This is a genomic window from Sporichthya brevicatena (assembly GCF_039525035.1).
GTDB lineage: Bacteria > Actinomycetota > Actinomycetes > Sporichthyales > Sporichthyaceae > Sporichthya > Sporichthya brevicatena.
This window is the reverse complement of record NZ_BAAAHE010000001.1, coordinates 9,255-29,687: the sequence shown is the minus strand read 5'-3', so window position 1 is coordinate 29,687 and position 20,433 is coordinate 9,255. Positions and strand designations below refer to the sequence as shown.

The 20,433-nt window shown below is 69.5% G+C and carries 20 protein-coding genes and 1 tRNA gene; 15 read left to right on the top strand and 6 right to left on the bottom strand.

Annotated elements, in window-relative coordinates; all coding sequences use genetic code 11:
- Positions 1–39 precede the first annotated feature (39 nt).
- Positions 40–1,599 carry an alpha/beta hydrolase gene (locus tag ABD401_RS00150; protein ID WP_344600309.1) on the top strand — a complete coding sequence of 520 codons (1,560 nt, stop codon included), beginning with the start codon at positions 40–42 and terminating at the stop codon, positions 1,597–1,599.
- Positions 1,600–1,781: 182 nt separating this feature from the next.
- The gene (locus tag ABD401_RS00145) at positions 1,782–2,291 is read left to right on the top strand and encodes a hypothetical protein (protein ID WP_344600307.1); all 510 of its coding nucleotides are present in this window, start codon (positions 1,782–1,784) and stop codon (positions 2,289–2,291) included.
- Positions 2,292–2,368: 77 nt separating this feature from the next.
- Here the strand turns inward: ABD401_RS00145 and ABD401_RS00140 are convergent, their stop codons facing one another.
- Together ABD401_RS00140 and ABD401_RS00135 are read right to left on the bottom strand one after the other, a co-directional pair.
- Entirely contained in the window at positions 2,369–3,202 is an 834-nt protein-coding gene (locus ABD401_RS00140) for a hypothetical protein (protein ID WP_344600305.1), read from the bottom strand.
- Positions 3,199–4,179, bottom strand: coding sequence for a spirocyclase AveC family protein (locus tag ABD401_RS00135; protein ID WP_344600303.1), 981 nt, complete (start codon positions 4,177–4,179; stop codon positions 3,199–3,201). The genes ABD401_RS00140 and ABD401_RS00135 overlap by 4 nt, the downstream gene beginning before the upstream one ends.
- Positions 4,180–4,262: 83 nt before the next feature.
- On the opposite strand from ABD401_RS00135, the gene ABD401_RS00130 reads away from it, so the two are divergent.
- The 3 genes from ABD401_RS00130 (at position 4,263) to ABD401_RS00120 (ending at position 5,757) form a co-directional block, all read left to right on the top strand.
- Complete coding sequence (locus tag ABD401_RS00130) at positions 4,263–5,021, top strand: transmembrane-type terpene cyclase (RefSeq protein ID WP_344600301.1); 759 nt, start codon at positions 4,263–4,265, stop codon at positions 5,019–5,021.
- A gap of 117 nt (positions 5,022–5,138) precedes the next feature.
- The gene (locus ABD401_RS00125; RefSeq protein WP_344600299.1) at positions 5,139–5,627 is read left to right on the top strand and encodes a CAP domain-containing protein; all 489 of its coding nucleotides are present in this window, start codon (positions 5,139–5,141) and stop codon (positions 5,625–5,627) included.
- A gap of 53 nt (positions 5,628–5,680) precedes the next feature.
- Positions 5,681–5,757 (top strand) — tRNA-Thr (locus ABD401_RS00120).
- A 9-nt stretch (positions 5,758–5,766) separates the two neighbouring features.
- Here the strand turns inward: ABD401_RS00120 and ABD401_RS00115 are convergent.
- Positions 5,767–6,015 (bottom strand): tyrosine-protein phosphatase, encoded by a 249-nt coding sequence (locus tag ABD401_RS00115; protein ID WP_344600297.1) that lies wholly within the window; start codon positions 6,013–6,015, stop codon positions 5,767–5,769.
- 90 nt (positions 6,016–6,105) lie between these two features.
- On the opposite strand from ABD401_RS00115, the gene ABD401_RS00110 reads away from it, so the two are divergent.
- The gene (locus tag ABD401_RS00110) at positions 6,106–6,747 is read left to right on the top strand and encodes a CoA transferase subunit B (protein WP_344600295.1); all 642 of its coding nucleotides are present in this window, start codon (positions 6,106–6,108) and stop codon (positions 6,745–6,747) included.
- A 79-nt stretch (positions 6,748–6,826) separates the two neighbouring features.
- On the opposite strand, the gene ABD401_RS00105 is transcribed toward ABD401_RS00110, so the two are convergent.
- Entirely contained in the window at positions 6,827–8,107 is a 1,281-nt protein-coding gene (locus ABD401_RS00105; protein ID WP_344600293.1) for a sulfotransferase family protein, read from the bottom strand.
- 59 nt (positions 8,108–8,166) lie between these two features.
- A complete protein-coding gene (locus tag ABD401_RS00100) occupies positions 8,167–9,384 on the bottom strand; it encodes a DUF1214 domain-containing protein (protein WP_344600291.1) in 1,218 nt (405 codons plus the stop codon).
- Positions 9,385–9,478: 94 nt separating this feature from the next.
- Between ABD401_RS00100 and cysD the strand changes: the two genes are divergently transcribed.
- The 4 genes from cysD to ABD401_RS00080 are packed head-to-tail and all read left to right on the top strand — an operon-like array spanning position 9,479 to position 14,475.
- Positions 9,479–10,378 (top strand): sulfate adenylyltransferase subunit CysD, encoded by a 900-nt coding sequence (gene cysD, locus ABD401_RS00095; protein ID WP_344600289.1) that lies wholly within the window; start codon positions 9,479–9,481, stop codon positions 10,376–10,378.
- On the top strand, positions 10,378–12,306 hold the full coding sequence (cysN, locus tag ABD401_RS00090) for a sulfate adenylyltransferase subunit CysN (RefSeq protein ID WP_344600287.1): 1,929 nt from the start codon (positions 10,378–10,380) through the stop codon (positions 12,304–12,306). Before cysD ends, cysN begins: the two co-directional genes overlap by 1 nt.
- Positions 12,303–12,932 carry a TetR/AcrR family transcriptional regulator gene (locus ABD401_RS00085; protein WP_344600285.1) on the top strand — a complete coding sequence of 210 codons (630 nt, stop codon included), beginning with the start codon at positions 12,303–12,305 and terminating at the stop codon, positions 12,930–12,932. The genes cysN and ABD401_RS00085 overlap by 4 nt, the downstream gene beginning before the upstream one ends.
- Positions 12,933–12,981: 49 nt before the next feature.
- The gene (locus tag ABD401_RS00080) at positions 12,982–14,475 is read left to right on the top strand and encodes an ABC transporter substrate-binding protein (protein ID WP_344600283.1); all 1,494 of its coding nucleotides are present in this window, start codon (positions 12,982–12,984) and stop codon (positions 14,473–14,475) included.
- 87 nt (positions 14,476–14,562) lie between these two features.
- On the opposite strand, the gene ABD401_RS00075 is transcribed toward ABD401_RS00080, so the two are convergent.
- Positions 14,563–15,174, bottom strand: a complete 612-nt coding sequence (locus ABD401_RS00075; protein ID WP_344600281.1) for a TetR/AcrR family transcriptional regulator — start codon at positions 15,172–15,174, stop codon at positions 14,563–14,565.
- Positions 15,175–15,309: 135 nt separating this feature from the next.
- Between ABD401_RS00075 and ABD401_RS00070 the strand changes: the two genes are divergently transcribed.
- Genes ABD401_RS00070 through ABD401_RS00050 form a run of 5 tightly spaced genes read left to right on the top strand, consistent with a single transcriptional unit; the run spans position 15,310 to position 20,324 of the window.
- Positions 15,310–16,458, top strand: a complete 1,149-nt coding sequence (locus tag ABD401_RS00070; protein WP_344600279.1) for a spirocyclase AveC family protein — start codon at positions 15,310–15,312, stop codon at positions 16,456–16,458.
- A gap of 44 nt (positions 16,459–16,502) precedes the next feature.
- The gene (locus ABD401_RS00065; RefSeq protein WP_344600277.1) at positions 16,503–17,735 is read left to right on the top strand and encodes a hypothetical protein; all 1,233 of its coding nucleotides are present in this window, start codon (positions 16,503–16,505) and stop codon (positions 17,733–17,735) included.
- Complete coding sequence (locus ABD401_RS00060) at positions 17,726–18,091, top strand: hypothetical protein (RefSeq protein WP_344600275.1); 366 nt, start codon at positions 17,726–17,728, stop codon at positions 18,089–18,091. The genes ABD401_RS00065 and ABD401_RS00060 overlap by 10 nt, the downstream gene beginning before the upstream one ends.
- Complete coding sequence (locus ABD401_RS00055; protein WP_344600272.1) at positions 18,088–18,345, top strand: hypothetical protein; 258 nt, start codon at positions 18,088–18,090, stop codon at positions 18,343–18,345. The genes ABD401_RS00060 and ABD401_RS00055 overlap by 4 nt, the downstream gene beginning before the upstream one ends.
- A complete protein-coding gene (locus ABD401_RS00050) occupies positions 18,342–20,324 on the top strand; it encodes a branched-chain amino acid ABC transporter permease (RefSeq protein WP_344600270.1) in 1,983 nt (660 codons plus the stop codon). The genes ABD401_RS00055 and ABD401_RS00050 overlap by 4 nt, the downstream gene beginning before the upstream one ends.
- The last annotated feature ends 109 nt before the right edge of the window (positions 20,325–20,433 follow it).

Genomic DNA, 20,433 nt, shown 5'->3' with positions numbered 1-20,433 from the left:
CTCCGCCGGCCGAGGAGTCGGCTCGCATAAGGTCGCGCCATGACGAACCGGCGGGGGATCCGCGTCCGCGCGGCAGCAGGAATCGCGGTCCTGAGCCTGGTCGCTGCCGGCTGCAGCGGCGGCGGGGACCGACTGCCCTCGGCGAGCCCCGCCCCGGCGCCGACCGCGGCGGCGGACGGCACCCCCGTCCCCACACCGGCCCCGGCGGCGCTCGCGAAGTTCTACGACCAGAAGCTGAGCTGGAGCGCCTGCGGCGGCGGTTTCCAGTGCACCAAGGTGAAGGTCCCGATCGACTACGAGAAGCCGGCCGGTGCGACGCTGAACCTCTCCGTCACCCGGCTGCGGACCAACGGCAAGCGCCTCGGCTCGCTGCTGCTGAACCCGGGCGGCCCCGGCGCCTCCGGAGTGGGCTACCTGCAGGCGGCGTACCGGGGCATCACCGAGCCGGTGCGGGCGAACTACGACCTCGTCAGCTTCGACCCGCGCGGCGTCGGCAAGAGCAAGCCGATCGACTGCGTGACGGACAGTCAGCTCGACGAGTTCCTCTCCGCCGACGTCACGATGGACAACGCGAACGACGTCGCGGCATGGGACCGGATCGCGAAGCGCTTCGCGGCCGGCTGCAAGCAGCGGACCGGCCCGCTCCTCGGCAAGGTCGACACCGACAACGTCGCGCGCGACCTCGACGTCCTGCGCGGGGTGCTCGGCGACGAGAAGCTGCACTACCTCGGCTACTCCTACGGCACCTACATCGGTGCCCGCTACGCCGAGCTGTTCCCGGCCAACGTCGGGCGGATGGTGCTCGACGGTGCGATCGACCCGGCGCTCTCCGCGGTGGACCTCTCCCTGGCGCAAGCCAAGGGGTTCCAGATCGCGTGGGAGGCGTTCGTCGCCGACTGCCTGAAGGACAAGAAGGACTGCCAGATCGGCAGCAAGCGTGGGGAGATCGAGACCCGTCTGCGCGGCATGCTCGCGGCGGCCGACTCCAAGCCGCTGCGGTCGCGGTCCGGCCGGCCGGTGCCGGAGGCGATGGCGACGCTCGGCGTCGTCTCCGCGCTCTACAGCACGCAGCGGTGGGAGTTCCTGCGGGCGGCGCTGCTCGCGGCCTACAACGGCGACGGCACCGGGCTGCTCTACCTGGCCGACGCCTACCTGCAGCGCAACGACCGGGGCGGGTTCCCGGACAACTCCAACGAGGCGATCTACGCGGTCAACTGCCTCGACCGCCCGTTCACCGGCACCCCGGAACAGATCCAGGCCGAGGTGCCGCGGTTCCGGGAGGCGTCGCCGCTGTTCGGGGAGTTCATCGCCTGGAGCCTGCTGCCCTGCACCTATTGGCCGGTCCAGCCGGCGCAGGAGCCGGGACCGGTGACCGGGGCGGGGGCGGCGCCGATCGTGGTCATCGGGACCACCCGCGACCCCGCGACGCCGTACGAGTGGGCGAAGGTGCTCGCGGAGCAGCTGGAGAGCGGCATCTTCGTCTCGCACGACGGCGACGGGCACACGGTCTACGGCGACGACAACCGGTGCATCAACCGGCTGGTCGAGGACTACCTCGTGAACGGCGAGGCGCCGCGCGACGGCGTGGAGTGCGACTGACCTGCAGCTTCTGACGCTGCGTAGCGGCCGTTCGACCAGGTCGTGGCCAGGACCCATCCGAAACATTGCAAGTGATTCACCTTTTACCGTCTGGTGCCTTTCGTCACCGTCTGCATAGGTTTGCCCCGATTGGACGCCGTTTGCCTGCGGTCGTCCGCGCAGCGGCACGGTCTGGAGGACCCATGAGCACACTGACTCGAATCGGCGCCCTCGGCGGCGCGTCCGCCCTGGTGGCCACCGGCCTCGTCGTCCTCGCCTCCCCGGCGGAGGCGAACCACGTGTTCGTCATCCGCGTCGACGAGCGCCAGACCGCCTACGACGACGACTTCTCCGGGATGCCGGAGCGCGGCGACCGCTTCGCCTGGAAGGCGAACCTGCGGCAGAACGGCAAGCGCGTCGGCACCGACCGCGGCGAGTGCGAGTTCGTCCGGTTCCTCGGCAACCGCCGCGACCCGCGCGCCGCGGTTCTCGAGTGCAAGGTGAAGTACCGCTTCTTCGACACCGGTTCGGTGACGGCCCGCGGCAAGATCCGCGTCGACTGGGACGACCTGGTCGACTCGGACTTCACGGCCCGGCTCCCCGTCCGGAGCGGCACCGGAAAGTTCGAGGACGCCGGCGGCTACGTCCGCAACACGCAGGTCGACGACGAGAACGCGAAGCTGTACTTCCGCCTCACGCGCGTCAAGCACTGACGATCGCTCGCTGCCGAACACGAAGCGGCGGCCGCCCCCGCCGGGGCGCCGCCGCTTCTGTGTGACCTGATTGCCTGTCAGGCGGGGACGGCCTCCCGCTCGCGCTGCTCGACCGGTGCCGTGTTGGTGGCCGCGCTCAGCGGGCCGAACAGGTAACGGCCCATCAGGTAGGCCGACGCGCCGGCGATGCACACACCGGACAGGGCGGCGAGGCTGCGCCACGCGCCGTGGATGTCCATGTTGATCGTGGCGTAGGTCGGCCAGCCGGCCCACAGCTGCCAGGCGGAGAAGCAGCAGGGCACGAGCGCGATCGACGTCAGGCCGCCCTTGACCAGACCCCAGTGGCCGATCGCGATGCAGAGCAGGAAGCCGGCCAGCATCTCGCCGTAGTTCACCGGCACCCACCACAGCGGGAAGTCGGTGCCGATCCGCCACGGCTGCTCGCCGTAGTAGTCGTAGGCGCTGGTGATGATGAAGCCCTCGAGCACGATGTTCATGACGGCCTGGCCGAGGACGGCGTAGCCGAAGATCTTCCAGCTGCGCGAGGCGAAGGCCTTGTAGAACACGAAGCAGGCGACGCCGCCGAAGCCCGTGTAGACGAACATCGCCCAGTACGGGTAGTGGACCGGCTGCGCGAAGTCGGGGAACTGCGTCCAGGCGATGTGGTTGCCCTCGTGGAAGCGGAGCTTGCCGAGCGCGTCCCAGATCGGCTCGTTCAGGTTGCAGAGCACGCTGCCGAGCAGGCAGAACGCCAGGATCGGCGAGCGGCGGAACACCATCTCGAACAGCGCCCAGATCACGAACGCTCCGGCCATGATCGCCGAGAGCGTGAAGAACGCGTCGGCGCGTTCGGAGGAGATCGTCGGGATCTGGGTGATGTCCCGCTCAGTTGTCAATGCCGCCATGATCATGGCCAGATTCCTTTGAAGTAGGGACCGGGGACCCCGGCCTCGGCGTAGTCACCCTTGGGGTCGTAGACCTTCGTGTTCTCGTAGATCCAGGGTGCGAGCGTGTCGCCGCTGTCGGTCAGGCGGAACGACGCCCACACGGCGTTGTAGGGGAGATAAGCGATCGCCGTGACGAGCACGGTGACGCCGAACTGCTTCAGGGCGCGGGTGTCGCGGGAGTAGCTGATCCAGAGCAGGACGCCGGCGGCCGCGGTGATGAACGACAGCGACAGCGGGTCGTGCCACGAGTACTGCCAGGGCGTTCCGCCGCGGACCGCGGCCCAGTCGGGGATCTGGGTGTAGGTCCAGTACTCGATGCGGCACATGAAGAGGTTGACCAGCACCCAGTTGATCAGGACCGCGATGACGAACGTGATGCCGAAGACCGTCCACAGCGGGCGCCGCGGCGAGCGTCCGGTCCTGCGGGCGCGCCGGCGCAGCAGCGTCACGACCGCGAGCGCCGGGAAGAGAAACAGGTAGGGGTAGGCGACCTTGTTGATGATCGGTTCGGTCGTCGGGGAGACGTCGAGGATCGGCCAGTCCGTCGGGTAGTGCAGCAGCTCGGGGTTCATCGCCGCGGACGAGGTCCAGTTCGCGAACGTGTCGGCGAACGCGCCCATGACGAACAGGCCGGCGAGCACCGGGAACGCGGGGTGCAGGCGGGCGTTCCGGCGCGACCAGACGGTGAAGTACGCGAGGAACGACGTGGTGGCGATCAGCGTCGCGATCTGGACAGTGGAGATCCAGTGGTCGTAGCCCCACAGCTGCGGCCACGTCTCCGCCGGCCGGTCGGCGAGGATCCGGCCCTCGGGGCCCTTCTTCGCCGTCATCAGGATCGTGAGGACGAGCGCTCCGGCCGCGGCGGCCCCGAGAATCAGGCGCGGTTTGGGGACCGGGCGCCGGGTGACGTCCGGGCGTACCTCTTCGGCGAGGACGGCCACGGGACGAGCGTCCTCCAATTCTGACGAATCTGTCAAGATGTCAGTAATTGTGGACGGGCGGGCCGGGCGGCAGAATGGGCGCCATGAACGAGGGCTACGACCCCCAGGTCGTCATCGACAACAGCACCGGTGGCCTCTCGATGGCCGTCATCCTCGTGCTCATGGCGGTCGCCGGCATCGGCGGCTACATGCAGTACGTGGGCGCGATCCGGCGTGGGGCGCGGGACCGGCAGTACTGCATTCCGCTGGTGACGAACCTCTGGAACTTCGCGCACGACGTGACGTTCGTGCTCAGTTTCGAGTCCTGGTACGACGACGAGAACGAGCTCTGGATCCTCAAGCTCTTCTGGGTCGGGCTGATCGTGTTCTCGCTCATGGAACTCGTCGTGATCTCGCACATCATCCGGTACGCGCGCGAGGACCTCTGGGGCGCCGGCTGCAGCGTGCCGCGGGCGATCGCGATCTACTCGGCGATGCAGGCTTGCGTGTTCGGGATCTTCTGGTGGTTCCAGGGGATCACCGACGACCCGCTGGAGTACTACGGCCTGACGACGACGGTGATCATGGCGTCGGCGTTCAACATCTCGATGATGCGGGCGCGCGGCGACCGGCGTGGGATGAGCGAGTTCATCCTGTGGGGTTATCTGACGCTCTCGTGCGGGTTCTGGCCCTGGATGATGGTCTCCGACCCGGACCACTTCACCCACCCGATCTACATCCTGATCGCGGTCGGGAACATCGCGATCGACATCGTCTCGATCGCCTACTACCGCAGCCTCCCCGAGTACGTGCCGGCGACGTCCGAGCGTCCGGCGGAGCGCGAATCGGTGCCTACGGGGTGATTCGTCCGATCTGAGCGGGCGTCAGTCAGGCGCCTCACAGGTGGTCCCGCTCAGGTCGGCCGCTCCGGTGTCCGAAGAGAGTCGCAACTGCCGATTCTCGACGACACCGGGGGATCCATGCGTGCCCGCGCGCCGCGGCTGTTGGCCGCCTTCGCTCTGACGTTCTCGCTGTTCGGGGGGACCCTCGGGGCGGCTGTGGTCACCGCCGAGCCCGCCGAGGCGCGCAGCATGAGCATCAAGGAGCAGCGGCGCGCGATCGTCAAGAAGACCAACAAGATCCGCAAGGCGCACGGGTGCCGGGCGCTCAAGGTCCGGCCGAAGCTGAACCAGGCCGCCCAGCGCCACGCCAAGGACATGTCCCGCAAGCGCTACTTCAGCCACACGTCCAAGGACGGCGCGAGCTGGGTCACCCGCATCCGCCGGACCGGCTGGCGGCAGCCCGGCGGCGAGAACATCGCCCGCGGGTACTCCAACGCGTCGTCGGTCATGTCGGCCTGGATGCACTCGCCCGGGCACCGGCGGAACATCGTCAACTGCCAGTTCCGGAACATCGGCATCGGGTACGTGAAGTCCGGCAACTACTGGGTCCAGGACTTCGGGTACTGACCCGCTCCGGCCATGCCGTAAACTCCCGGCGTCGGGGAGCTCGCTCCCCGTCCGCCGCCTTAGCTCAGTCGGCCAGAGCAGCTCACTCGTAATGAGCAGGTCGTCGGTTCGATTCCGACAGGCGGCTCCACCAGGGCTTTTACCCCTGCAGCAGCACGTCGCGGAGCCGGTCCAGCCCCTCGGGGCCGACCCCTGCGGCCGCCCAGTAGGCCTCGATCGAGCCGTGCTCGGCCAGCAGCCGGTCCAGGGCGCCGTCCAGGTACTCCGGGCGGGCCAGGAGGTACTCCACCGCCGCCTCGGCGGTGCTGGTCGACCAGCGGGACGTGGACCCCCTCCGCCCGTCCGCGGTCGCCAGACCCCCGAGGTCCCGGATGTTGCCCCGTCGCACTCCGAACTCCCTAACGTCAGTGGAATCGCGCGCAACAGCGCTCGATCCCGCTGACGTTACGGGGGCTCAGGAAGGCGGTACGGTCCAGCCGTGGCGTGGACGCGGGAGCAGATGGCCGCCCGGGCGGCGGCGGAGCTCCAGGACGGCTGGTACGTCAACCTGGGCATCGGGTTGCCGACGCTTGTGCCGAACTACGTCGCCGACGACGTCGAGCTCGTGCTGCACTCGGAGAACGGCATCCTCGGTGTCGGCCCGTACCCGCGCGAGGACCAGCTCGACCCGGACCTGATCAACGCCGGCAAGGAGACCGTGACCGTCCGGCCGGGGGCGACGTTCTTCGACTCCGCGCTGTCGTTCGGGATGATCCGCGGCGGCAAGATCGACGTCGCGATCCTCGGGGCCATGCAGGTCTCGGCCGCCGGTGACCTCGCCAACTGGATGGTCCCCGGCAAGCTCGTCAAGGGGATGGGCGGGGCGATGGACCTCGTCCACGGCGCGAAGCGCGTGATCGTCCTGATGGAGCACGTCGCGAAGGACGGCTCGTACAAGATCGTGAACGAGTGCTCGCTCCCGTACACCGGGCGCCGCGCGGTCCACCGCATCATCACCGACCTCGCGGTCCTCGACGTCACCCCGGGCGGCCTCGTCCTCCGCGAGACCGCCCCCGGCGTCAGCGTCGACGAGGTCCGGGCGAGGACCGAACCCGACGTCGCCGTCGCGCTCACCCCGTAGCGCTGTCAAGAAAGGGTGACACCCCTTACTGCGCAGTAAGGGGTGTCACCCTTTTTTCACACGGCGGCGGTGGGCGGGGCTACTCGTTCTCGACGCCGAAGTAGGACTGGTACGGGGCGAACGCGGCGCGTTCGTAGGCGATGGCCTGGTCGGAGCCGAGCTTGTAACTGTGGCGGCGGAACGGGGTGCTGGCCTGGTACTCGGCCATGGCGGCGCGTCCGGCGTCGGTGAGCTCCATGTCGAACGTGGCGTAGATCCGCTCGACGACGCCGAGCGGGTCGTCACGGAACTCCGGGAACTGAACGTTCATCAGTTGGTCCTTGGGGACCACGCCGCCGGTGATCCACTGGATCGGCATGCAGAGCATCCCGTTCACCATCTGGGCGTTGGTGTGCTGCTCGAAGGCGCCGTCCTTGAGCGGGTGGTCGCTGCGGGCCCAGTTCATCGTGCCGACGAGGTCGACGAGCGAGGCGAGCGCCTTCACCGGGTCGCGGTGCATGTAGACGAGGTTGGTGTCCGGGTAGACCTGCAGGACCGCCGGCAGTTCGAGCGTCGCGTACGGCGACTTCCACACCCAGCGCTTGCCGGGCTTGCGCCACTGCAGCAGCTGCAGCAGGCGCTTCTCCTCGCGGTAGTTGATCGTCGGGTCCTGGCCGAACATGTAGGCCATGTAGCTCGGGACCTGGCCGACCACGGCCGACAACCACGCGGGGGAGCGGAACGTGATCGAGTGCAGCAGGATGTTCTCCTGCGCCTCCCAGCTCGCGAAGACCTGCATGCCCGTGACTTCCGGGACGATGCGGTTCACCATCGTCACCATCGGATCGAGCGCGGCGATGCGCGGGTCGGTCTCGTAGGTCGCGGTCTCCGGCGGCGGGCAGGGCGCGATGCTCTCCCAGGTGCGCAGGACGCGGTTGTCGGGGTCCGCGCTCATCAGTTGGTGCAGTGCGGTCGAGCCGCACCTACCCTGGCCGATGATGAGCAGCGGCGACACGATCTCCTCGTCGTTGATCTCCGGGTGCTCCTTGAACACCTGGGCGACCTGAAGCCGGGCGCACAGCGCGTTGAGGATGTCGTTGCGGGCCATCAGTCGCCCGAGCGGGTTGAGCTCCGCCTCCTCCTCCAGCGCCTTGATCAGCACGCGGAACGGCTCACGCCAGGCGCCGTCGTTGAAGTCGTCGTCGAAGTCGTCCAGGCCGGTCCGGGCCATCGCCGAGTTCAGCAGCGACGCCTCGTCGAGCGGAACGCAGCCGGCCATGTCGAGGTGGCCGAGCTCGGTGTTCAGCGTCGTTACCCACTCGGGGCGCTCACGCGGAACCCAGCGCGAGCGGCGGTCGGCATCGGAGGAGTAGTCGGTCATGAGGGGGCTCCAGGAGTTCGGGACGACGATTCGCGACGATGAGGTGAAGGGTCGTCAGATCATTGGGCGACGAGACGGGCCGCTTCGGTGCGGCGCCGCTCGATCGCGGCCTCCCGCTGCGCGGGCGTGCAGCGCGGGCTGTCGGCGGGCAGCAGGTTCGGCAGGTCCGCGGCCTGAACGACGCGGAGGTCGGGGACCGTCGTGTCGGCCGGGGAGCGGTAGTTCCGCATCACCACGGTGCCCTCGCGGCGTCCGCAGGTGTCGAGCCAGTTCGGCACGCCGGGGTCGGTCGGGGCGACGACGATGCGGACCTTGCCGTCGGCGTCGACGTGCGCGCGGTTCATGTTCAGGTCGGTCTGGTGGTTCAGGTAGTCCAGCGGCCGCGACCAGACGTCGCCGACCTGGAAGCTCCAGTACGCCGAGGCGGGGACGTCCCACTCGATGAGCAGGGCCTCGTCGGGCTCGATGCGGAAGGCAGCGGGGACGTAGACCGTCGAGCGGCTGCCGATCAGCGAGTCCTTCACCTCGGCGCCCGGCATGGTCGCCCAGGTGTTCACACCGCCGGCGCGCGCGCTGTAGAGCGTGTGCAGCCCGATCGTGAACGCGTTGACCAGGTAGCGGACGAGGTGCGCCGCGGCGGCGATCGACTCCGCCGCCTCGGCCGTCGGGTCGGTGACCTCGGGAGCCGGCGTCGCGGAGGTGAACTCGAAGTCGCCGAGGTCGTCGGTCCAGTTGCCCAGAATGCGGCGCATCACGAGCCAGTTGAACGCCGAGTCGGAGTCGAGACGGATCCAGTTGCCCGGGTGCTCCTGCGCGCTGAAGACCAGCTCGATCGTGCCGTCCGGTGCCGCGCTGAACTCGTCGTAGTCGTAGTTGCCGATCTCCTTCGACTCCGGGTCGCCGAGGCACTTGTTGTGCACCTGCGTCAGCCAGAGCTTGCTCTCGCCGCGGCGGACGCGCGCGGTGTAGGTCCGGCGGCCGTCGAGGAACAGCCCCGTGTACTTGAAGTCCTGGATCGGCTGACCCAGCGCCAGCAGGTTGTCGTGCCAGGTCGAGTGGTTGAACACCCGCGGGTGCTCCATGTACCGCCGCGGGGCGACCGCGATGTTGTAGGCCATCGCCTGCGCTTCCAGCAGCGACTGGTACGCCGCCCCCCGCTCGGCGGGGTCGTCGCGGAAGCGGTCGGTGTTCTCGATCGCCGCCCGCACGTCCTCCGCCGTGGAGTGCCAGAGCTCCCACGCGGTCTTCAGTGCGGCATCTGACGAGAAATCAGTCACGACCAGCCCTTTCGCCGGGGGTTGTGGAGTGAGAGCCAGGTCACTACGGTACAAACCGAGCGCTCGGTCGGTAAAGACCCCAGAGGGAGTTTTCGTGACGCTGACCCACCTGCAACGCCTGGAGGCGGAGAGCATCGCGATCCTGCGGGAGGCGGTGGCGGAGTCGCAGCGGCCGGTGATGCTCTACTCGATCGGCAAGGACTCGGCGGTGATGCTGCATCTGGCGCGGAAGGCGTTCGCGCCGGGGCGGTTGCCGTTCCCGTTGCTGCACGTGGACACCACCTGGAAGTTCCGGGACATGTACGCGTTGCGGGACCGGGCGGCTGCGGCGGCGGGTGCGGAGCTGATCGTGCACGCGAACCCGGAGTGCGTGCGGTTGGGGATCAACCCCTTTGACCACGGCTCGGCGATGCACACCGACATGTGGAAGACCGAGGGTCTGAGGCAGGCGCTGGAGGCGGGCCGGTTCGACGTCGCCTTCGGCGGCGCGCGTCGGGATGAGGAGAAGTCGCGGGCCAAGGAGCGCGTGTTCAGCGTCCGGACCAAGGACCACCGCTGGGACCCCAAGCAGCAGCGTCCGGAGCTGTGGCGGTTGTACAACGCCCGCGTGCATCCGGGGGAGAGCGTGCGGGTGTTCCCGCTCTCGAACTGGACCGAGCTCGACGTCTGGCAGTACATCGGCCGGGAGAACATCGAGATCGTGCCGCTGTACTTCGCGGCCGAACGTCCGGTGGTCGAGCGGGACGGCACGCTGATCATGGTCGACGACGACCGGTTCCGGTTCCGCGCCGGCGAGAAACCGATGACGCGCAAGGTGCGCTTCCGCACCCTCGGCTGCTACCCGCTCTCCGGTGCCGTCCCCTCCGAGGCGGACAGCCTGACGGGGATCATTCAGGAGATGTTGCTGACGACCACCTCCGAGCGGCAGGGGCGGCTGATCGACCACGACTCGAAGGCGTCCATGGAGAAGAAGAAGCAGGAGGGGTACTTCTGATGGGCACTCCCCTGACGGAGCAGGCGCAGAACGCCGACCTGGACCTCGCCGCCACCGACATCGACGCCTATCTGCACCGGCACGAGCACAAGACGTTGCTGCGGTTCATCACCTGCGGGTCGGTGGACGACGGCAAGTCGACGCTGATCGGACGTCTGCTCTACGAGTCGCAGCAGATCTTCTCCGACCAGCTCGAGGCCGTCACCGCCGACAGTCGCACGATGGGCACGCAGGGCGGCGAGCTCGACCTCGCGCTGCTGGTCGACGGGCTCGCGGCCGAGCGGGAGCAGGGCATCACGATCGACGTCGCGTACCGGTTCTTCAGCACCGACAAGCGCAAGTTCATCGTCGCCGACACCCCGGGACACGAGCAGTACACCCGGAACATGGTCACCGGCGCCTCCACCGCGGACCTCGCGGTGATCCTCATCGATGCCCGCAAGGGCGTGCTGACCCAGACTCGACGGCACTCCTACCTGGTCTCCCTGCTCGGGATCCGCCAGGTCGTGCTCGCGATCAACAAGGTCGACGCCATCGGCTACGACCAGGACCGGGTGGCCGCGATCGACGCCGAGTACCGCGAGTTCGCGGCGAGCATCGGCCTGGAGGACGTGACGACGATCCCGACCTCCGCGCTGCTCGGCGACAACATCTTGACGCAGTCTCAGAACACGCCCTGGTACGACGGTCCGACCCTGCTCGGGCACCTCGAGAACGTGCCGGTCCCGGACCTCACCGCCGATGCGGCCTTCCGGATGCCGGTCCAGACCGTCATCCGCCCGGACCTGGACTTTCGCGGCTTCGCCGGCCAGCTCACCGCCGGGCGGATCCGCCCTGGGGACGAGATCCGCGTCCTCCCGGGCGGGCAGACCACCACCGTCGCCGGCATCCACACCCTCGACGGCGAGCTGCCCGCGGCCGAGGCCGGCCAGTCGGTGACTCTCACGCTGGCCGACGAGATCGACGTCAGTCGCGGTGACGTCCTCGCCGCCGCCGGGAACCCGCCCGAGGTGGCCGACCAGTTCGAGGCCGACGTGGTCTGGATGGCCGAGGAGGCACTGGTTCCGGGCCGGCACTACCTGCTCAAGATCGGCACGCGGACGGTCGGTGCCACGGTGTCGCCGCCGAAGCACCGCGTCGACGTCAACACCCTCGCCCACGTCGCGGCGAACACGTTGGAACTCAACGAGATCGGCGTCGCGACGCTGACCCTCGACCGGGCCGTGCCGTTCGAGCCGTACACGCAGGACCGCAACCTCGGTGGCGGGATCCTGATCGACCGCCTGACCAACAACACCGTCGGCGCGGTACTGCTGCACTTCGCCCTGCGGCGTTCGACGAACGTGCACTGGCAGGCAGTCGACGTCGACCGGGAGGCCCGCGCGGCGCTCGCCGGCCACCGGCCCCGGGTCGTGTGGTTCACCGGTATCTCCGGCGCCGGCAAGTCGACGCTCGCCAACCTGGTCGAGCGGCGCCTGCACGCCGAGGGTGTCCGCACCTACCTGCTCGACGGCGACAACGTCCGCCACGGTCTGAACAAGGACCTCGGCTTCACCGACGCCGACCGCATCGAGAACATCCGCCGCGTCGGCGAGGTCGCCGCGATGATGGCCGACGCCGGGATCGTCGTCCTGGTCTCGCTGATCTCCCCCTTCGCCGAGGAGCGCGATCAGGTCCGCGCAAAGGTGGCCGAGGGCGAGTTCGTCGAGGTCTATGTGGACACCCCGTTCGAGGTCGCCGCGGCCCGGGACCGCAAGGGCCTGTACCGCAAGGCGGCGCAGGGTGAGCTGCCGAACCTGACCGGGACCGGCTCGGCCTACGAACCGCCCGCGGACCCCGAGGTCCACGTCCGGACCACCGAGGTCGACGCCGAGACCGCGGCGACGCAGGTCGTCGAGTACCTGAACCGGACGGGACTCCGCGCATGAGCGAGCCCACCACGACCGAGGCGCCCGCCCCGCGCGTCAAGCGGGTCCGCGACGCCGTCGCGACGGAGAAGCGGATCCTCGACACCGCCGAGGAGATGTTTGCCCGCCGCGGCCTGGATGCCGTCACCACGAAGGAGATCGCGGCCGGTGCGGGCGTCGCCGTCGGTGCGCTGTACCACCATTTCGCGAGCAAGGACGCGATCTACGCCGCGGTCGTCGAGCGCGCGTTCGGCGGCCGTTCGGTGATCCCGCCGGAGACGCGGGACCCGGCTCGGCCGGCCCGGGAGCGGCTGGAGCTCCTGCTGACCTGGTACCTGCGGGCGCTGGTGGACAACGAGATCTTCCGTGGACTGCTGAACCGCGAGGTGCTCACGCCGCGGTCGGACATGCCCCAGTTGCTCGACCGCGGGCTGTTCGCCGAGCCCCTCGCGCTGTTCTCCGAGATCGTGGACGAGATCGACCCCGACCTGGACGCCGAGCTCGCCATGGCGTCGACGTTCGCGCTGCTCTTCGGGCTGACGAACCTGCGGTCGCTCTCGGGGTCCTACCCCGCCGTCCAGCGGCTGACCACGCCGGAACAGATTGCCGCCCACACCGTGCGACTGGTGCTCGACGGACTCACCTGACGCCCCCTCAGGCCGTCGCACCGCACCACTGCCCCAGGAGGACGCTTTCATGTTGAACCGCCGAACCCGCCGAGTGGCAGCGGCCGCGCTTCTCGGCGCTCTCGCCCTCACCGCCGGCTGCGGCAACCGCGTGCCGCACGAGCAGGTCGCGGCCGTCGGAAACGGCTACGGCCCGGTCGACGCGCAGTCCGACAACGCGGCCGGGGGTCCGGTCGCCCCCGGTGCGGTGCCGGGTGCGGACGCGCGTGCGGACCCGGGCGCCGCCGTCCCCGGGGCGCAGGCGACGTCTGCTCCGGGGACGAGCTCCGGCGCCGGCGGCGCGCCCACCCAGCCGGGTGCGACCACCGCGCCGCGGCCGGGCGGTGGGCAGAACCCGGCGCCGCCGGGCGCCGCGGCGGGCGGTGGGAGCCGGCCGTGCACCGCGCCGCTCAAGCCGATCGTCATCGGGCAGACGCTGGCGACCTCCGGTCTGGTCGGGGCCTCGATCGCCGGCCTCCGGACCGGTCTGGCGGTCTGGGCGAAGGACGTCAACGCCCGCGGTGGCGTGCAGTGCCACCCGATCCAGTTGATCCAGCTCGACGACGCCTCCGACCCCGCGCGCGTCGCCTCGAACTGGAACACGCTCGTGAAGGATCGGGGCGCGGTCGCCGTCGTCGGTGCCGGCGTCCCGATCGCGATCGCCGCCCTGCGCACCGCGGCCGAGCGCGACAAGGTGCCGGTCGTCGGCGGTGACGTCGTCGCCGGCGACTGGGTCCAGAGCCCCTACCTCTTCCCGCCCGGCGCGGCCCCCCTGACGGCGAACGACGGCGCGCTGGTTCAGGCCGCGCGCAACGCCCAGGGGGCACCCAAGACCGGGCTCTTCTACTGCGTCGAGGCCTCGATCTGCTCGGCGATCAAGAACGGCTTCCCACGCAGCACCGAACTGGCGAAGGCGGCGCTCGGCCCGATCCAGGCGGTGTCGCTGACCCAGCCGGACTTCACCTCCGAGTGCCAGACGATGAAGTCGGCCGGGGTGAACACGCTGTTCCTCGGGCTCGACGGGTCGGCGATCATCCGCGCGGTCCGCTCGTGCGCGTCGCTGAACTACTTCCCGACGATCGCCACCGGAGCCGTCGGAGTCAGCGCCGCCGTGGCGGCCGACCCCGGCGTCCAGCGCAACAGCATGTATCTCGGCAACGGTGTCGTGCCGTTCATGACCACCGACACCCCCGGCATCCGCGCGTTCCACGACGCGTTCAAGCGCTTCGCCCCCTCGACGAAGGAGGAGCAGCAGGCCCTGCTCGGCTGGACCGCCGGGAAGCTCTTCGAGGCCGCACTGTCCAAGGTCGCCGACCAGGCCCGCGCCGGTGACGTCAGCACCACCACCATCCTCGACGGACTGTGGCAGCTGAAGAACGAGAAGCTCGACGGCCTCAGCCCTGGCGCCACCTTCACCAAGGGCACCACCGCCAAGGCTCTGGAGTGCTACTACCCGATCAAGCTCGACACCAAGGGCTTCTCCGCCCCCGCCGGCTCCAAGGTGGAGTGCTTCGGCAAGGGTTGACGTCAGGCCGCGATGCCAATAAAGGGTGACACCCCTTACTGCGGAGTAAGGGGTGTCACCCTTTATTGACAGGGGTCTGAGTGCGGGTCAGGCGCGGTAGTCGAGGACGCGCCAGATGATGTCGGTCATCCCGGCGGCGACGGAGTCGGCGCGGGACGGGTCGCGCAGGAGCTGGTGGCACGATCGCTCGAACATCCAGGTGAACAGCTCGGCGATCATGTCCGGGTCGGGGGAGTCACCCGGCTGGTTCTCCCAGCGCAGGCGGAACTGCTCGGCCGCCTTCTCGGTGACCTCACCCATCGCGGTCTTCCAGATGGTCGCCATGGCGGTGTCGTACTCGGCGACCTCGATGATCGCGGCGAGGACGCCCCAGTTCTCGGCCCACTGCCCGACGATCGTCCGCATCAGCAGGTGGACGGACTCACGGGTCAGCTCCGGGTCCGCGAGCACCTCGGCGCCGATCTGGTCGCGCCAGGCGACCTGATCCTCGGCGAGCGCGGCCATCAGTTCGGACTTGTCCTTGAAGTGCAGGTAGAACGTCGCGCGGCCCATCCCGGCCTCCGCGACGATCTGGTCCACGCGCAGCGTGGCAACCGGGGCGCCGCCGGCCAGCAGGCGCTTCGTCGCCTCAAGCAGGTCGCTGCGTGTCGCCGGTCCCGTGCGACGTCGGTCGGTGCGCGCACGCGCCGGCGAGCTCATCGAACCTCCACAAATCGGGTCGAAGCCCCCAGGCTTGACCGCTCCCATTTAGATAGACATAGTGTCTGTCTATCAAGTGCCGCGGACCACGGCAAGGCGCGCGTCGACTCCCGTAACTCCTGAGGAGGCCCCTGCATGGCCACCACACATCTGCCGCCGCGCAGCTCACTGGACGCCTCGCGTCCGGTGGCGCCGGCGGCGCCGAAGCGTGTCCGCCCCATCTCTTGGTGGGCGGCGCTCGGCTTCGGCTTCCTCGCCTTCGCGGCGTACCTGATCATCGCCTGGCTGGTGGCCGGCGAACCGCACCGCGTCGGGACCGGCGAGACCCCGCTCCCGACCTGGATGAAGATCTGCCTGAGCGTGCAGCAGTACGGCCTGTTCGCGGGGATGCTCGCCCTGATCCTGTTCAAGGCGATCCTTCCCTGGCGCCGGACCGGGTCGGTCCCGCTCGACGGTCTGATCGTCATCTCGTTCTCGTTGATGTGGTGGTCCGACCCGCTCTACAACTACTTCTCGCCGGGCTTCAACTACAACACGTACTTCATCAACGCCGGCTCGTGGATCGGCCACACCCCCGGCTGGATGTCGCCCAACGCCGAGGAGATCCCGCAGCCGCTGCTCTGGCTGCCCGGTGTCTACACGTGCGCGTTCTTCCTGATGGTCCTGATCGTCACGACGATCATGCGCAAGACCCGCGAGCGCTACCCGAGCATGAGCGCCATCGGCCTCTGCGCCGTCGCGTTCATTCCGATGATGGTCGTCGGCACGATGTGGGAAGCGGCCTTCATGGTCATGGGCTCGCACGAGTACGGCGCGAGCATCAGCTGGCTGACGTTGAACCACGGCCACTACTACGGCTTCCCGGTCTACCAGGGCATCACCGCGAGCCTGCTCTACACGAGCTGGGGCGCGCTGCGCTTCTTCCGCGACGACCAGGGCCGTTCGTTCGCCGAGGCGGGCATCGACCGGCTCAGCGTCTCGAAGCGCGTCAAGGGTGCGATGCGGTTCTTCGCGGTCTCGGGTGCGGTCACCGCGATCTTCTTCGTCTTCTACCACCTGCCGAACGCGCTGATCTCGCAGCGCGGTGACGCGTGGCCGCAGGACGTGCAGGAACGGTCCTACTTCATCAACGGCTACTGCGGGGCCGGCACGGACGTCGCCTGCCCGAACCCGGACCTGCCGATCCCGCGGGGCGAGTCGTCCCTGCGTGTCGGCCCCGACGGCAAGCTCGTCGTCCCCGACGGCACGACCATCCCGGTCGCCCCGGCGGTGAAGACGCAGTGACGACCCGCAGCCACCGGCGCCGTCCGCGGCGAGTGCGGCGAGCGATGACCGGCGCGGCGGCGGTGTCCACCGCCGCGCTGGTCACTCTGCTCCCGACGAGCAGTGCGCTCGGTTCCGCGACGGCGGAGCCGAGCAGCACCACGACGCTGAGCGCGTACCAGGGCCAGGCCTCGGCCAACGCCGCCTACTTCCTGGCCGCCCTGCCGCGCTTCCTCATCATCGAGAACCTCGTGAACGGCGGCGGTCCGACGGCCCAGGCCGCGCTGAACTCGCTGGGGTCCAGCACCGGCTTCGCGTCGTTCCCGTACCCCGGTGACCTCGCCGTCGCGGCGCCCGGTCTGGCGGGCACGCTGTCGGGCAAGCCCGTCCCCACCTATCCGTTCGTCGTGACCAGCCAGTACCCGAGCGCCCAGGAAGTGAGCCTGGACCAGCCCGGGTACCACCTCGACTCGGTCGCGCACGAGCGCGAGGCGCGCTCGGTCGCGCAGGCCGGTGCGCGGCTCGCGCCGAGCACGGACGAGGGCGGTGCCTTCGCCACCGCCGAGGTCGTGCGCAGCGCGGACAACTTCGTCTCCGCGGCAGAGTCCCGGCTCGACCTGCAGATCGGCGTGGTTGCGATCCACGGCGCGGTCTCGCGCGCCGAGGTCGTCATCGACAACGCGGGCAAGGTCGTCCGCAACTCCGACTTTCAGGTCTCGAGCCTGTCCGTCAACGGCGTCGGCGTGGCCGTGACGGAGGAGGGCGTCAGCCTCGTCGGGTCGGTGCACCCGGCGCAGAAGTCGCTGACGGTCGGGAACACGACGATCCGTTACGTCGAGGCCACCAGCACCGACGACTCCGTCCTGGCGCCGGGACTGCAGATCACCACGCCCATGGACGTCCCGGCTCCGGTCGGACGCACCGTGGTCACCGACTTCGTGATCGGTCGGTCCTTCGCACAGGCGACCGGGAGCTCCGCTCCGGTCGCCGAGGGCACCGCGGGGAGCGCGGACAACGGCACCTCCGGTGTCACCGCGCCGGCGTCCCCGGTCGACGGCGTCGACACCGTCGCCGCGGCGCCGGTCATCCCGGGCGTCGGCACCGGCGTCCTGCCGACGGGGGTCGCGCCCGTCACCCCGCCGGGTACGCAGACCTTCGTCCTGGCCAACACGCAGCCGGGCGCAGTGTCGCTCCCGTCTCTGGGCGCCTACCCGTATCTCGCGGGTGGCGCCCTTCTTTTTGTCCTCGTCAGCGTCGGAACGCGTTGGGTTGTGGGAGTGAGACGCTCATGGAGCTGATCCCCTGGTTCAAGCTGCAGTGGGACCGCATCGTCGGAGCTGTCCTCGTGGTCCTCGGCGCCGTCGTCCTGGTCGCCGGATGGATCGGCGCCAGCGGCGAGGTCTACATCGCCAACCAGTTGCCGTACCTGCTCTCCGGCGGACTGGGTGGCCTCGCCCTGATCGGCGTCGGCGCCACGCTCTGGCTCTCCGCCGACCTCAGCGACGAGTGGCGGACGCTCGACCGCCTCGACTCCGCGCGCGCGACGGAGTCGGACGCGGCCTTGGCGAACCGTGTCCGTGAGCTCGAGCTCCACGTCTCCCACCTTTCCGGCCTCCTGAACGGCGCGGCCCAGCACGAGCGGGTGCGTACGTGACCTCTCGGGACGGACGGCCGCGCCCGGCGCTGTTCGCCGTGCTGATCGTTGTGGGCCTGCTGCTGATAGGTCTGTCGTGGGTCGACGCGAGCGGTGAGCTTCGGTACGAAAACCAACTGACGGCGCTGAACGTCGGCATCGTCGGTGAGATCGTGGTGCTCGCGTCCTGCGCCGTCTATCTCGTGCTCTACCGGCGCACCGTGCGGAACCGCGTCCAGCGGGTGCACGGCGCCGACGTCGAGGCGCTCGGATGAACGAGTACCTGCCGTTCATCGTCATCGGCATCGTGTCCGGGTCGGTCTACGGCCTGGCCGGTGTCGGCCTCGTCCTGACCTACCGGACGTCGGGCGTCTTCAACTTCGCCCACGGGGCGATGGCGACCGCGGGTGCGTACCTGTTCTACGAGCTGCAGGTCCGCAACGACATCCCGTGGCCGATCGCCATGGTGATCTGTGTCGTCGGACTCGGCGCCGCACTCGGTGTTCTCCTCGAGTTGCTGGCCCGCCGGCTGACGCGTGCACCCGTCGCGGTCGTGGTCGTGGCGACCATCGGTCCGCTGCTGATCATCCAGGCGATCGCCACGATTCGGTACGGCGCGGCGACGTTCACGACCGAGGACTTCCTGCCGACGAACACGTTCCACCTCGCGGTGGACATCGGTTACGACCAGCTGATCATCACCTGTGTCGGTGTGGCGGTCAGCGCCGGTCTCGCTGTCCTGCTCACGCGGACCCGCCTCGGCATCGCGATGCGCGGTGTCGTCGACGACCCCGAACTGATCGAGATGACGGGCTTCGACGCCGCCCAGGTGCGGCGCCTGGCCTGGATGATCGGCGGCGGCGTCGCGGTGCTGTCCGGCGTGCTCATCGCACCGACCTTCGGCCTCGACCCGATCCGCCTCACGGCCCTCGTCGTCCAGGCGTTCGGTGCCGCGGCGATCGGCCGGTTCCGCAATTTGCCCTGGACGTTCGCCGGCGGTCTGATCATCGGCGTCCTCGCGGCGCTCGGTCAGAAGTACGCCGCGTCGCACCCGCAGTTCCAGGGTCTCCCGTCAAGTGTCCCGTTCATCGTGCTGTTCGGTGTCCTGCTGATCGTGGGACGCCGTGGGCTGCCGACCGCTCCGCTGGTCCGTCGCCCGCAGTTGGAGCGGTTCACCGCCCCGCCGAAGGGCGTCAGCGTGACGGCGGGGGCCGCCGCCCTCGCGGTGGTGATCGTCCTGCCGGACCTGGTCGGGACGAAGCTGCCGGTCTACATCAACGCCGTCGGCTTCACGATCATGTTCCTGTCGCTCGGTCTCCTGGTGAAGGTCGCCGGCCAGGTCTCGCTGTGTCACGCCGCGTTCGTCGCGGTCGGCGCGGTCGCGTTCAGCCGCCTCAGCGTGGATGCCGGACTGCCCTGGTTTCTCGCGTTGCTCGGCGCCGGTCTGATCACGTTGCCGATCGGGGTGATCCTCGCCCTGCCGGCGATTCGCCTGTCAGGGATCTACCTCGCGCTCGCGACGTTCGGCTTCGGCGTCCTGCTGGAGAACCTCGTCTACCGGTCCTCCTGGATGTTCGGTGTCAACGCCCGGCGGGACGCGCCGCGGCCGGACCTGCCGGGCGTGGGCGTGGCCGACGACCGGCAGTACTTCTACGTCGCGGTCGGCGTGCTGCTCGCCTGCATCGCGGGCATCGTCGTCCTGCAACGGTCCCGGCTCGGCCGCCTGCTGCGCGCCCTGGCGGACTCGCCGCTGGCGCTGTCCACCTACGGCACCGGGACGACGACGACCCTCGTACTGCTGTTCGCGATCTCCGCGTTCTTCGCCGGTGTCGCCGGTGCGGTCATCGCGACCGGTGCGCAGGCGGCGGGTGCGGGTGGCCTCGGCTCTCTGCAGTCGTTGCTGTGGGTCGCAGTCCTCGCCATCACCGGCAACCAGCTGATCCGGTCCTCGGTCCTCGCGGCCGGACTGCTGACGGTGATGCCGTCCTACCTGCCCGACGACTCGGGCAACTACCAGACGGCGGCGTTCGGTGCGCTGGCCATCGTCGCCGCGTTGGTGGCGGCCAGTCAGATCGACCTCGTCGAGCGGATCAAGGCCAGCTTGACCGAGCCCGCTCGGCGCGCCGGGTCCAACCGGCGCACGGTGCGCACGCTCGACCGCAACTGGCGTTCGCCGCGGTCCGCCCGGCGTGCCGACGCCCACCGTCCTCACCCCCAGCACGACCAGAAGGAGCTCGTCGATGTCTCGCAGTAGGTCAGGTCGCGTCACGCGCAGCGCGGTGGCGTTGCTCGCTCTGGCGCTGACCGCCTCGCTCACCGGGTGCGGAAACCGCAACCCGGAGGCCGAGGTCGCCGCCGCCGCC

Excerpts from the sequence above, each read along its gene's own strand:
- ABD401_RS00075 (WP_344600281.1), bottom strand. The coding sequence starts at position 15,174 with ATGAGCTCGCCGGCGCGTGCGCGCACCGACCGACGTCGCACGGGACCG.
- ABD401_RS00070 (WP_344600279.1), top strand. The coding sequence starts at position 15,310 with ATGGCCACCACACATCTGCCGCCGCGCAGCTCACTGGACGCCTCGCGT.
- ABD401_RS00145 (WP_344600307.1), top strand. The coding sequence starts at position 1,782 with ATGAGCACACTGACTCGAATCGGCGCCCTCGGCGGCGCGTCCGCCCTG.
- cysN (WP_344600287.1), top strand. The coding sequence starts at position 10,378 with ATGGGCACTCCCCTGACGGAGCAGGCGCAGAACGCCGACCTGGACCTC.
- ABD401_RS00085 (WP_344600285.1), top strand. The coding sequence starts at position 12,303 with ATGAGCGAGCCCACCACGACCGAGGCGCCCGCCCCGCGCGTCAAGCGG.
- ABD401_RS00050 (WP_344600270.1), top strand. The coding sequence starts at position 18,342 with ATGAACGAGTACCTGCCGTTCATCGTCATCGGCATCGTGTCCGGGTCG.
- ABD401_RS00125 (WP_344600299.1), top strand. The coding sequence starts at position 5,139 with ATGCGTGCCCGCGCGCCGCGGCTGTTGGCCGCCTTCGCTCTGACGTTC.
- ABD401_RS00060 (WP_344600275.1), top strand. The coding sequence starts at position 17,726 with ATGGAGCTGATCCCCTGGTTCAAGCTGCAGTGGGACCGCATCGTCGGA.
- ABD401_RS00105 (WP_344600293.1), bottom strand. The coding sequence starts at position 8,107 with ATGACCGACTACTCCTCCGATGCCGACCGCCGCTCGCGCTGGGTTCCG.
- ABD401_RS00150 (WP_344600309.1), top strand. The coding sequence starts at position 40 with ATGACGAACCGGCGGGGGATCCGCGTCCGCGCGGCAGCAGGAATCGCG.
- ABD401_RS00140 (WP_344600305.1), bottom strand. The coding sequence starts at position 3,202 with ATGATCATGGCGGCATTGACAACTGAGCGGGACATCACCCAGATCCCG.
- ABD401_RS00130 (WP_344600301.1), top strand. The coding sequence starts at position 4,263 with ATGAACGAGGGCTACGACCCCCAGGTCGTCATCGACAACAGCACCGGT.
- ABD401_RS00080 (WP_344600283.1), top strand. The coding sequence starts at position 12,982 with ATGTTGAACCGCCGAACCCGCCGAGTGGCAGCGGCCGCGCTTCTCGGC.
- ABD401_RS00065 (WP_344600277.1), top strand. The coding sequence starts at position 16,503 with ATGACCGGCGCGGCGGCGGTGTCCACCGCCGCGCTGGTCACTCTGCTC.